The sequence below is a fragment of the Citrobacter sp. wls717 genome, assembly GCF_005280955.1.
GTDB lineage: Bacteria > Pseudomonadota > Gammaproteobacteria > Enterobacterales > Enterobacteriaceae > Citrobacter > Citrobacter werkmanii.
In genome coordinates, this window is record NZ_SZWW01000003.1 from 1 (window position 1) to 12573 (window position 12573).

At 53.4% G+C, this 12573-nt stretch carries 10 protein-coding genes; 7 read left to right on the forward strand and 3 right to left on the reverse strand.

Annotation, left to right across the window (positions count from 1 at the left end; genetic code table 11):
* Nucleotides 1-39: 39 nt before the first annotated feature.
* Nucleotides 40-585 carry an oligoribonuclease gene (gene orn / locus FDX09_RS02230; protein ID WP_006686300.1) on the reverse strand — a complete coding sequence of 182 codons (546 nt, stop codon included), beginning with the start codon at nucleotides 583-585 and terminating at the stop codon, nucleotides 40-42.
* Between the two features lie 105 nt (nucleotides 586-690).
* Here orn and rsgA point away from each other — a divergent pair, with 105 nt between their 5' ends.
* The 3 genes from rsgA to mscM all read left to right on the forward strand — a co-directional run bounded on the left by rsgA (nucleotide 691) and on the right by mscM (nucleotide 6135).
* Entirely contained in the window at nucleotides 691-1743 is a 1053-nt protein-coding gene (gene rsgA / locus FDX09_RS02235; protein WP_170973222.1) for a small ribosomal subunit biogenesis GTPase RsgA, read from the forward strand.
* Between the two features lie 91 nt (nucleotides 1744-1834).
* Complete coding sequence (gene asd, locus FDX09_RS02240; protein WP_038636505.1) at nucleotides 1835-2803, forward strand: archaetidylserine decarboxylase; 969 nt, start codon at nucleotides 1835-1837, stop codon at nucleotides 2801-2803.
* A 17-nt stretch (nucleotides 2804-2820) separates the two neighbouring features.
* Nucleotides 2821-6135, forward strand: a complete 3315-nt coding sequence (gene mscM, locus FDX09_RS02245; protein WP_038636503.1) for a miniconductance mechanosensitive channel MscM — start codon at nucleotides 2821-2823, stop codon at nucleotides 6133-6135.
* Nucleotides 6136-6229: 94 nt separating this feature from the next.
* Here mscM and yjeM read toward each other — a convergent pair whose 3' ends face one another.
* Both yjeM and epmA read right to left on the reverse strand, forming a co-directional pair.
* A complete protein-coding gene (gene yjeM, locus FDX09_RS02250; RefSeq protein ID WP_038636500.1) occupies nucleotides 6230-7732 on the reverse strand; it encodes a glutamate/gamma-aminobutyrate family transporter YjeM in 1503 nt (500 codons plus the stop codon).
* A gap of 213 nt (nucleotides 7733-7945) precedes the next feature.
* Complete coding sequence (epmA, locus tag FDX09_RS02255; protein WP_003830517.1) at nucleotides 7946-8923, reverse strand: elongation factor P--(R)-beta-lysine ligase; 978 nt, start codon at nucleotides 8921-8923, stop codon at nucleotides 7946-7948.
* A 324-nt stretch (nucleotides 8924-9247) separates the two neighbouring features.
* Between epmA and frdA the strand changes: the two genes are divergently transcribed.
* The 4 genes from frdA to frdD are packed head-to-tail and all read left to right on the forward strand — an operon-like array spanning nucleotide 9248 to nucleotide 12538.
* Nucleotides 9248-11038 carry a fumarate reductase (quinol) flavoprotein subunit gene (gene frdA, locus FDX09_RS02260; protein WP_038636496.1) on the forward strand — a complete coding sequence of 597 codons (1791 nt, stop codon included), beginning with the start codon at nucleotides 9248-9250 and terminating at the stop codon, nucleotides 11036-11038.
* On the forward strand, nucleotides 11031-11765 hold the full coding sequence (gene frdB, locus FDX09_RS02265) for a fumarate reductase iron-sulfur protein (RefSeq protein WP_006686291.1): 735 nt from the start codon (nucleotides 11031-11033) through the stop codon (nucleotides 11763-11765). Before frdA ends, frdB begins: the two co-directional genes overlap by 8 nt.
* A 10-nt stretch (nucleotides 11766-11775) precedes the next feature.
* Complete coding sequence (gene frdC / locus FDX09_RS02270) at nucleotides 11776-12171, forward strand: fumarate reductase subunit FrdC (RefSeq protein WP_006686290.1); 396 nt, start codon at nucleotides 11776-11778, stop codon at nucleotides 12169-12171.
* Between the two features lie 10 nt (nucleotides 12172-12181).
* Complete coding sequence (frdD, locus tag FDX09_RS02275; protein ID WP_003025535.1) at nucleotides 12182-12538, forward strand: fumarate reductase subunit FrdD; 357 nt, start codon at nucleotides 12182-12184, stop codon at nucleotides 12536-12538.
* Nucleotides 12539-12573: the final 35 nt, after the last annotated feature.

The window sequence follows — 12573 nt, forward strand, 5'->3', positions numbered from 1 at the left end:
GCCGGGTAAGGCGCAGCCGCCACCCGGCAATCCACAAAATCAAAGCTTAATAAAATGTTCGCGGTAGTAAGCCAGCTCAGCAACCGACTCACGAATATCATCCATCGCCTGATGCGTTCCCTGCTTGGTGAAGCCAGCAAGGATTTCCGGCTTCCAACGACGCGCCAGTTCCTTCAGCGTGCTGACGTCGAGATAGCGATAATGGAAATACGCTTCCAGCTCCGGCATGTATTTAAACAGGAAACGACGATCCTGACCGATGCTGTTGCCGCAGATAGGTGATTTTCCTGCCGGAACCCATTCTTGCAAAAAGGCCAGCGTGGCCAGTTCTGCTTCGCGATCGCCCATGGTGCTCGCCTTTACCCGTTCCACCAGCCCACTACCGGTATGCGTACGTACGTTCCAGTCATCCATTAATGCCAGTTGTTCGTCAGACTGGTGTACCGCAATCGTCGGTCCTTCAGCCAGAATATTTAAGTTGGCATCCGTCACCAGTGTGGCGATTTCAATAATGCGATCGCGCTCGGGATCCAGACCAGTCATCTCCAGATCGATCCAAATCAGGTTGTTTTCATTGGCACTCATGCTATTTTCCACCCTTCAGCGTCACATTCAGTGTGACTATATTCATCTAAAATTGCGTGTATCATAAATGTTTTGCCCATCATGGGCGACCAGGAGCCAGTCCGATTGAGTAAGAATAAACTCTCCAAAGGCCAACAGCGCCGTGTGAACGCCAATCACCAGCGTCGTCTGAAAACGTCCGCGGAGAAGCCAGACTACGACGACAACCTGTTTGGCGAAACCGCTGAAGGCATCGTTATCAGCCGTTTTGGCATGCATGCCGACGTGGAGTCTGCTGACGGTGATATTCACCGCTGCAACATCCGCCGCACAATTCGTTCGCTGGTTACCGGCGATCGCGTAGTCTGGCGTCCAGGTAAAGCGGCAGCAGAAGGGGTAAATGTCAAAGGCATCGTTGAGGCGGTTCACGAACGTACCTCGGTGCTCACACGTCCTGACTTTTACGATGGGGTAAAACCCATTGCCGCCAATATCGATCAGATCGTTATTGTCTCAGCCATCTTACCCGAGCTGTCGCTTAATATTATCGACCGCTATCTGGTTGCCTGCGAAACGCTACACGTCGAACCGATTATCGTACTGAATAAGATCGATCTGCTGGATGCCGAAGGCATGGCCTTTGTTAACGAACAGATGGATATCTATCGCAACATTGGCTATCGCGTATTGATGGTATCAAGCCGCACGAAAGACGGTCTGAAACCGCTTGAAGAAGCGTTAACCGGTCGTATCAGTATTTTTGCCGGCCAGTCGGGTGTAGGTAAATCCAGCCTGCTCAATAATCTTCTCGGCCTGCAGGAAGCGATCCTGACCAACGATGTCTCCGATAACTCCGGTCTTGGGCAGCACACCACCACCGCTTCTCGCCTGTATCACTTCCCACATGGCGGCGACGTTATCGACTCCCCTGGCGTACGCGAGTTCGGACTGTGGCATCTGGAACCGGAACAAATCACCCATGGCTTTGTCGAATTCCATGACTACCTGGGTCATTGTAAATACCGCGACTGCAAGCATGATGCCGATCCAGGCTGTGCTATCCGTGAGGCTGTAGAAAAAGGGGAAATAGCCGAAACTCGGTTTGAAAATTATCACCGCATCCTGGAAAGCATGGCGCAGGTAAAAACGCGTAAAAACTTTTCTGATACAGACAACTGACAACTAAGCTAAGCATCGCTAGAATCGTCCCCCTTTTTCAGGATCCGGCCCATATGCCGGATCGGGAACAAATTATGGCCTGGAGGCTACCTTGTTAAACTCATTTAAGCTTTCGCTACAATACATTCTGCCGAAACTATGGCTCACTCGCCTGGCGGGCTGGGGTGCGAGCAAACGAGCGGGATGGCTGACCAAACTGGTAATCGATCTGTTCGTGAAATATTACAAGGTCGATATGAAAGAGGCGCAAAAGCCGGATACCGCCAGCTATCGCACCTTTAACGACTTCTTTGTTCGTCCCCTGCGCGACGAGGCTCGTCCAGTCAATACCGATCCGAATGTACTGGTCATGCCTGCCGACGGCGTGATCAACCAGTTAGGTAACATCGAAGAAGACAAGCTGTTACAGGCCAAAGGGCACAGCTATACGCTTGAAGCGCTGCTGGCCGGCAACTACCAGATGGCGGACAAATTCCGCAACGGTACGTTTGTGACCACTTACTTATCACCACGCGATTACCACCGGGTACATATGCCATGTAACGGTATCCTGCGCGAAATGATGTACGTGCCAGGCGACCTTTTCTCTGTAAACATCCTGACCGCGCAAAACGTACCGAATCTGTTTGCCCGTAACGAACGCGTTATTTGCCTGTTTGATACCGAGTTTGGCCCGATGGTGCAAATTTTGGTCGGGGCGACTATCGTTGGCAGCATTGAAACCGTATGGGCTGGCACCATTACCCCACCGCGTGAAGGCGTAATTAAACGCTGGACCTGGCCTGAAGGCGAAAGCGAAGGGTCGGTGGCACTGCTGAAAGGTCAGGAAATGGGCCGCTTTAAGCTCGGTTCCACCGTCATCAACCTGTTTGCACCGGGCAAAGTTAACCTGGTTGAGCAATTGCAGGACCTTTCAGTCACGAAAATCGGTCAGCCAATGGCCATCTCAACCGAGACTTTCGTGACGCCAGAGGCAGAACCTGCCCCGCTGCCGAAAGAAGAGATCGAAGCAGAACACGACGCCAGCCCGCTGGTTGACGACAAAAAAGACGAAACTTAAACATAGGAATCGCTGCTGTGCGCCTGATTATCACTTTTCTGATGGCCTGGTGCCTCAGCCTGGGGGCGTACGCTGCGACGGCCCCCGACGCCAAACAACTCACCCAGGAACTTGAGCAGGCCAAGGCGGCGAAACCCGCTCAGCCAGAAACCGTCGAGGCGCTCCAGTCCGCGCTGAATGCCCTTGAGGAGCGGAAAGGCTCTCTCGAGCGCGCCGCGCAATACCAGCAGGTTATTGATAACTTCCCCAAGCTCTCCGCAACGCTACGCGCACAGCTTAGCAATCTGCGTGACGAACCGCGCAACGTACCAACCGGACTGACAACTGATGCGTTAAACCAGGAGATCCTCCAGGTCAGCAGTCAGTTGCTGGAAAAGAGTCGTCAGGCCCAGCAGGAGCAGGATCGCGCCCGGGAAATCGCCGACTCGTTAAGTCAGCTTCCTCAACAGCAAACCGATGCCCGCCGCCAACTAAATGAGCTTGAGCGGCGTATTGGTACCGCCAACGCCAATCCCGCGCAGAATCAGGCGATGCAGGCTGAGTCCGCCAAACTCAAAGCCCTGGTCGATGAACTGGAGCTGGCGCAGCTTTCCGCCAACAACCGTCAGGAACTGGCGCGTATGCGCTCAGAACTGGCGGAAAAACAGAGCCAACAGCTCGACGCCTATCTGCAGGCATTACGTAATCAACTCAACAGTCAGCGGCAGCGTGAAGCTGAGCGAGCGCTGGAGAGTACCGAACTGCTGGCGGAAAACAGTGCGGGATTGCCCGAAGGCATTGTTGACCAGTTCAAGGTAAACCGCGAACTGTCCCAGGCCTTAAACCAGCAGGCGCAGCGTATGGATCTGGTCGCGTCGCAACAGCGTCAGGCCACCAGCCAAACGCTGCAGGTGCGTCAGGCGTTGAATACGCTGCGCGAACAGTCCCAGTGGCTTGGGGTCTCGAATATGCTGGGGGAAGCGCTACGCGCACAGGTGTCTCGTCTGCCCGAAATGCCCAAACCTCAGCAGTTAGATACCGAAATGGCGCAGCTACGCGTGCACCGTATGCGCTATGAAGATCTCCTCAATAAGCAGCCGCAACTACGCCAGATCCATCAGGCCGATGGGCAACCGCTGACCGCGGAACAGAGCAGCATCCTCAACGCCCAGTTGCGCACTCAGCGTGAATTGCTGAACTCTCTGTTACAGGGTGGCGATACGCTGATCCTTGAGCTGACCAAGCTAAAAGTCTCCAATAGCCAACTGGAAGATGCGCTAAAAGAGGTCAACGAAGCGACGCACCGCTATCTGTTCTGGACGTCTGACGTCAGCCCTATCTCCCTCTCATGGCCTGTCGACATTGTTCAGGATCTGCGGCGTCTGATCTCATTAGATACCTTTAATCAGTTAGGTAAAGCCAGCATCATGATGCTGACCAGCAAAGAAACGCTACTACCGCTGTTCGGTGCGTTGGTACTGGTTGGATTTAGCCTCTATTCTCGCAAACACTTTACCCGTTTTCTTGAACGCTCGTCCGCGCGGGTGGGTAAGGTGACCCAGGACCACTTCTGGCTGACGATACGCACGGTATTCTGGTCAATACTCGTCGCCTCGCCGCTACCGGTACTGTGGGCCACCCTGGGTTACGGTTTGCAGGAAGCCTGGCCTTATCCGTTGGCCGTCGCTATCGGCGATGGCGTAACCGCCACGGTGCCCATGCTATGGGCGGTGATGATTTGCGCCACCTTTGCACGCCCTAACGGTCTGTTCATTGCCCACTTTGGCTGGCCGCGTAATCGCGTCGCGAAGGCTATGCACTATTACCTGATGAGCATCGGACTGATTGTCCCGCTGATCATGGCGGTAATTATGTTTGATAACCTCAATGACCGGGAATTCTCCGCCTCATTGGGACGCTTGTGCTTCATCCTGATTTGCGGCGCACTGGCGGTCGTGACTCTGAGCCTGAAGCGCGCCGGAATACCGCTGTATCTCGATAAAGAGGGCAACAGCGATAACATGGTCAACAGCATGCTATGGAATATGCTGATGGGCGCGCCGCTGATTGCCATCCTCGCGGCCGCAGTGGGCTATCTCGCCACATCGCAAGCTTTGCTGGCGCGTCTGGAAACGTCCGTGGCTATCTGGTTCTTGTTACTGGTGGTGTATCACGTCATCCGCCGCTGGATGCTGATCCAACGCCGCCGTCTGGCGTTCGACCGCGCCAAGCATCGACGCGCCGAAATGCTGGCGCAACGTGCGCGAGGTGAAGAAGAACCGCCGCACTCCACCAGTCTTGAAGGCGCGATTGATGTTGATGAAAGCGAAGTGGATCTCGACGCGATCAGCGCGCAATCGCTGCGTCTGGTGCGCTCTATTCTGATGCTTATCGCCCTGCTTTCAGTCATTGTGCTGTGGTCGGAAATTCATTCCGCATTTGGCTTCCTGGAAAACATCTCGTTGTGGGATGTCACCTCTACGGTGCAAGGCGTGGAAAGCTTAGAGCCGATCACGCTGGGCGCGGTGCTCATCGCGATACTGGTATTTATCATCACCACCCAGTTAGTGCGCAACCTCCCCGCGTTGCTGGAGCTGGCGCTGCTGCAACATCTGGATTTAACCCCCGGCACCGGTTACGCCATTACCACCATTACCAAGTATTTGCTGATGCTGATTGGCGGTCTGGTTGGCTTCTCGATGATCGGCATTGAGTGGTCCAAACTGCAATGGCTGGTGGCTGCTCTCGGTGTTGGTCTGGGCTTTGGTTTGCAGGAAATCTTCGCCAACTTTATTTCCGGCCTGATTATCCTGTTTGAGAAACCGATTCGCATTGGCGACACGGTGACCATTCGCGATCTTACCGGTAGCGTGACGAAGATTAACACTCGCGCCACCACCATCAGCGACTGGGACCGCAAAGAGATCATCGTGCCCAATAAGGCCTTTATCACCGAGCAGTTTATCAACTGGTCGTTATCAGATTCGGTCACCCGTGTGGTGTTAACTATCCCGGCGCCGTCAGAGGCTAACAGCGAGGAGGTCACGCAGATTTTGCTGACTGCCGCGCAGCGCTGTTCGCTGGTTATCGATAACCCGGCACCAGAAGTCTTTCTGGTAGATCTGCAGCAGGGGATTCAAATCTTCGAACTGCGTATTTATGCCGCAGAGATGGGACACCGTATGCCGCTGCGTCATGAGATCCACCAGCTGATTCTGGCAGGCTTCCGCGAACACGGTATTGATATGCCATTCCCGCCGTTCCAGATGCGTCTGGAGAGCCTTGGCGGTAAACAAACGGGAAGAACGTTAAGTTCTGCGGGCAGAGCCAGCCGCCCGGCAGGAAGTTTGTAGCGCATGATTCAGGCAAGAAATGCCGGATGGCGACCCGTTGGGTCTTATCCGGCCTACGAAAATGCTTCTTTGTAGGCCGGATACGCCAGGACGGTTACTCCACCGCCCACTCAGGTTCGTTGGCCATGCGACGGCTATAGTTCTGATAAATCGCCATCGCCAGCAGCGAGAAGAAGATCGGGCCGCCGGTCATCCACAATGCGCTGTTCCAGTCCCCGGCTTCAATCACCGGCTGGATGATGGTGAACACGTTGGCAAACGTCACCACCAATACCACCACGCCTGTTGTCAGTAACGTCGCCGCCCGCGTTTTAAAAATCACAAACGGCCTTTCCAGGTCCGTACGCGCTTTAAAGAATGGGAAAGCCAGCGCAAGGAACAGATACGGCAGCGTCATTGAGACGTTCGCCATCAGGGTCAGTTTGTTATAAAACGCTGAGGCCGTGTCGCCGCCAAACGAAACCAGCAGGATAAACAGGCTCACCAGTAAACACTGCAACCACATTGCCGTCGTCGGCATCCCCACCGCATTCAGCCTGGTCATCGGCGCGGGCCACAATGCCTTCGGCGTTCCCTGAATAATCGCTTTCAGCGGCGAGTAGCTGAGCGTGAAAAAAGCGCCCGTATAGGCGAGGAACATAGAAAGACCGGTGATACGCGCGAACCATACGCCCAACGCCATCGCGCTTTCCGGGGAAAGGTGCAGCGCATTACCCAACGTCATCCCGAGGCTTTTCATCAGGATATAGGTAATGTTGCCGAGGTTGACCGAGCCATCACTTAATACCTGTTGCCAGTTGGTGCTAACGCCCCATAAAAATATCGCCAGTGAATAACCGACAGAAATGACAATAGCGGCAAAGACAATCCCTTTCGCGAAGTTCTTTTCTGGCTTTTCTGTTTTATCTACCAGTCCCCCCACGGCCTCAATTCCGCCGTAAGCAAAAATAGCAAACACAACAAATGACAACATTGCCAGACCGGACTGATATCCCGGATTAGGCGAGGAGATAAAATTAATATCCTGCGCAAAGTGGCCACCCGTTAATAACAAAATAGCGACACTCACTAACAACAAAACTAAATTAAGACACATTACGGCAATTCCACCTACAGCCGTAATACGGGCAATCTTATTAATCCCCCGTGAGGCCACGCAGGTCACCAGAATCATCCAGCCGACGGCGAGCAGCCCGACAACCTGCGTAGGCTCAAGCCCGGCAAAACGCCAGTGCTGCGTCATGTCTGCGCCAAATAAGAAGGTCGAAAAAGGTACCCAGACCTTTGCCGCCGTGCTGACCATCCATATCACATAGGAAGAAAACCACATAAACGTGCCGATAAACGCATAACGTGGCCCAACGCTATTATTCATCCACGAATAGATTCCACCCTCTTCTTTCCGATAGGCGGAACCCATTTCCGCCATCATTAAAGCAAATGGAATAAAAAATAATAATGCGGAAAATATATACCATGGAATCGCGCTGTACCCCATTAAATAGAACGCGGAGGGGCTGTTAGCAAAACCAAAAACAGACGTAAATATCATAAGGATGAGACCAATCAGGCTCATCTTTTTTATTGTTTGGGTCATTAAACCATCCCTTACTCTGGCAAGCGTTTCACAAACGCCGCTCACCGATTGGCACTGCTCTCATTGCGGAGTTCAGCGATAAAAAATTAACACAGAATTGATACCTGAAAGATATCAAACATCCAGATGTAAATTGTGGCTATTAGAGGGTAAATGAAAAAATATGCTACAAAGTGGCTGTTTATCCGCCACTTTGTATGGAGAGAGCGTAAATTACGCGCGATCGACGGTAAATGCGATAACCTCAGCCAGGCTTTCCGCGCCCAGAGCCAGCATCACCAGACGGTCAACGCCGAGCGCCACGCCAGAGCAATCCGGCATGCCCACTTTTAACGCTTCAAGCAGGTTGGTATCGATAGGTTGCTGTGGCAGGCCACGCGCGGCACGTTTGCGGTTATCCTGTTCAAACCGTTGCTGCTGCTCGCGCGCGTCGGTCAACTCATGGAAACCATTCGCCAGCTCAATACCTTTGTAATACACCTCGAAACGCTCAGCCACGCGGTGATCTTCGGTACTGATTTGCGCCAATGATGCCTGGCTGGCGGGGAAATGATAAACAAACGTCGGTTTGTCTTTGCCGATATGCGGCTCAACGCCCATCGTGAACAGCAGTTGCAGCAACGTATCCCGATCTTCTTCAGTATCGGCGATATTGCTGAGATCCAGCTTAGCCGCTACTTCCCGCAGTTGGGTTTTGTCTGCTGATAGTGGATCTATCTCCAGATGGCGCTGAAAGGCCTGCTGATAAGAAAGGCTTTCCGCTGGAGAGCAGTCCAGCACTTGCTGGAGCAAATCATCCACTTCATTCATCAGGCGATACATATCGTAGTGGGGACGATACCACTCGAGCATGGTGAACTCAGGGTTATGATGACGTCCCATCTCTTCATTGCGAAAGCTGCGGCACAGTTGATATACCGGGCCACATCCTGCCACCAGCAGGCGCTTCATGTGATATTCCGGACTGGTCATTAAATAGAGATTCATTCCCTGGGAATGTCCAGGGCCGACGAAACGTGTTTCGAACGGGAACAGATGGATGTCCGTTACCGTTGCCTGACTCATACAAGGGGTCTCAACCTCAAGCACGCCACGATCGGCAAAAAAGCGGCGAATCTCCGCTATAATTGCTGCACGTTTTAACAGATTGGGGATGGACGCGCTCGGCTGCCAGGTTGCCGTTTCGCTCATGGTTGTTTCTCCGATTTAAGACAAGGGCACGAAGTCTACTCGTATCGCGCTAACGAGACAAATTTCCCGCGGTAGTAATCAGCACTGGCAATCGGGTAAAAAAAGCGACATTGGGTGGTTTAGTAATTAAATTAATCAAATTCAATGATAATTCCCCCCTTTGACACGCTAAAAAAATCGAACACGTCAAATTTCCCGCACATCCCTAAGACTATACTATTGTACCTATAAAGGAGCAGTGGAAACGCGTTCATAACCTGTTTGAAGCCGATGAAGCATCTGAGTTCAGGCGGGGATGAAATAACAACAATCTGGAGGAATGTCGTGCAAACCTTTCAAGCCGATCTTGCCATTATAGGCGCCGGTGGCGCGGGATTACGTGCTGCAATTGCTGCCGCACAAGCAAATCCCAACGCTAAAATCGCACTGATCTCAAAAGTGTACCCAATGCGCAGCCATACCGTTGCTGCCGAAGGCGGCTCTGCTGCTGTCGCGCAGGATCATGACAGCTTTGACTACCATTTTCACGATACGGTAGCAGGCGGAGACTGGCTATGTGAGCAGGATGTCGTGGATTACTTTGTCCACCACTGCCCAACTGAAATGACGCAACTCGAACAATGGGGCTGCCCATGGAGCCGTCGTGAAGACGGTAGCGTCAACGTACGTCGCTTCGGCGGCATGAAAATCGAGCGTACCTGGTTTGCCGCGGATAAAACCGGCTTCCACATGCTGCATACGCTGTTCCAAACGTCTTTGCAGTTCCCACAGATTCAGCGCTTTGACGAACACTTCGTTCTCGATATCCTGGTTGACGATGGCCATGCTCGCGGCGTCGTCGCGATGAACATGATGGAAGGCACGCTGGTGCAGATCCGTGCTAACGCAGTGGTAATGGCAACGGGCGGCGCAGGTCGCGTTTACCGTTACAACACCAACGGCGGCATCGTAACCGGCGACGGTATGGGCATGGCGCTGAGCCACGGCGTTCCGCTGCGTGATATGGAATTCGTTCAGTATCACCCGACGGGTCTGCCAGGCTCCGGTATCCTGATGACTGAAGGCTGCCGTGGTGAAGGCGGTATTCTGGTCAACAAAAATGGCTACCGTTATCTGCAAGACTACGGCATGGGTCCGGAAACTCCACTGGGCGAGCCGAAAAACAAATATATGGAACTCGGTCCGCGCGACAAAGTTTCTCAGGCTTTCTGGCACGAATGGCGCAAAGGCAACACCATTTCCACTCCGCGTGGCGATGTGGTTCACCTCGACCTGCGTCACCTCGGCGAGAAAAAACTGCTCGAACGTTTACCGTTCATCTGCGAACTGGCGAAAGCCTACGTGGGTGTCGATCCGGTTAAAGAGCCGATCCCGGTACGTCCGACCGCACACTACACCATGGGCGGTATCGAAACCGATCAGCACTGTGAAACCCGCATTAAAGGTCTGTTCGCTGTCGGCGAATGTTCCTCTGTTGGTCTGCATGGCGCTAACCGTCTGGGCTCTAACTCCCTGGCGGAACTGGTGGTCTTCGGTCGTATGGCTGGCGAACAGGCTGCGGAACGTGCTGCAACGGCTGGCGCTGCAAACAGTGCCGCGCTTGATGCACAGGTTGCCGGTATTGAAAAACGTCTGAAAGATCTGGTTAACCAGGAAGGTAACGAAAACTGGTCTAAGATCCGTGACGAAATGGGGATCTCCATGGAAGAAGGTTGCGGTATCTACCGTACGCCGGAACTCATGCAGAAAACCGTTGATAAGCTGGCTGAGCTGCAGGAGCGCTTCAAGCGCGTGCGTATCACTGATACCTCCAGCGTCTTCAACACCGACCTGCTGTACACCATCGAACTGGGTCACGGTCTGAACGTTGCTGAATGTATGGCGCACTCCGCTCTGGCGCGTAAAGAATCCCGCGGCGCGCATCAGCGTCTGGATGAAGGCTGCACCGAGCGTGACGACGTGAACTTCCTCAAACACACCCTCGCCTTCCGCGATGCTGACGGCACGACTCGCCTGGAATACAGCGACGTGAAAATCACCACTCTGCCACCGGCTAAACGTGTTTACGGTGGCGAAGCGGAAGCAGCCGATAAGAAGGAGAAGGCGAATGGCTGAGATGAAAAACCTGAAAGTTGAGGTGGTGCGCTATAACCCGGAAACCGATACCGCGCCGCACAGTGCTTTCTACGAAGTTCCTTACGATGAAACCACGTCTCTGCTCGATGCGTTGGGCTACATCAAGGATAACCTGGCACCAGACCTGAGCTATCGCTGGTCCTGCCGTATGGCAATCTGCGGCTCCTGCGGCATGATGGTCAACAACGTGCCGAAGCTGGCGTGCAAAACCTTCCTGCGTGATTACACCAACGGTATGAAGGTTGAAGCGCTGGGCAACTTCCCGATTGAGCGCGATCTGGTCGTCGATATGACGCACTTTATCGAAAGCCTTGAAGCGATCAAACCGTACATCATCGGTAACCCGCGTACACCGGATCAGGGTCCAAACACCCAGACTCCGGCGCAGATGGCGAAGTATCATCAGTTCTCCGGTTGCATCAACTGTGGTCTGTGCTACGCCGCGTGCCCGCAATTCGGCCTGAACCCTGAGTTCATTGGACCGGCTGCGATTACGCTGGCGCATCGTTACAACGAAGATAGCCGCGACCACGGTAAGAAAGAGCGTATGGCTCAATTGAATAGCCCGAACGGCGTCTGGAGTTGTACTTTCGTGGGCTACTGCTCCGAAGTCTGCCCGAAACACGTCGATCCGGCTGCGGCCATTCAGCAGGGTAAAGTTGAAAGTTCAAAAGACTTTCTTATCGCAACCCTGAAACCACGCTAAGGAGTGCAACATGACGACTAAACGCAACGCCTATGTGCGGCCAATGACGTCCACCTGGTGGAAGAAACTGCCGTTTTATCGCTTTTACATGCTGCGTGAAGGCACAGCCGTTCCGGCTGTCTGGTTCAGTATTGAACTGATCTTCGGCCTGTTTGCGCTTAAGCACGGTGTGGAATCCTGGGCTGGCTTTGTCGGGTTCCTGCAGAACCCGGTGGTGGTGATCCTTAACATCATCGCCCTGGCAGCCGCGCTGCTGCATACCAAGACCTGGTTTGAGCTGGCGCCGAAAGCGGCCAACATCATCGTAAAAGACGAAAAAATGGGGCCAGAGCCAATCATCAAAGGGCTTTGGGCGGTTACTGTGGTTGCGACAGTAGTAATACTGTTTGTTGCCCTGTTCTGGTAAGGAGTCCGGAATGATTAATCCAAATCCAAAACGCTCTGACGAACCCGTATTCTGGGGCCTGTTTGGTGCAGGCGGTATGTGGAGCGCAATCATTGCGCCGGTGATGATTCTGCTGGTAGGCATTATGCTGCCGCTGGGCTTTGTTCCTGATGCCTTCAGCTATGAACGCGTCCTGGCATTCGCTCAGAGCTTTATCGGTCGCGCATTCCTGTTCCTGATGATCGTCCTGCCGCTGTGGTGCGGTTTACACCGTATGCATCACGCGATGCATGACCTGAAAATCCACGTGCCTGCTGGCAAATGGGTATTCTACGGACTGGCAGCTATCCTGACCGTTGTAACGGCCATTGGTATCCTGACCATCTAATTGCATGCGTTAACTATCAGGCCCGCCATTGGCGG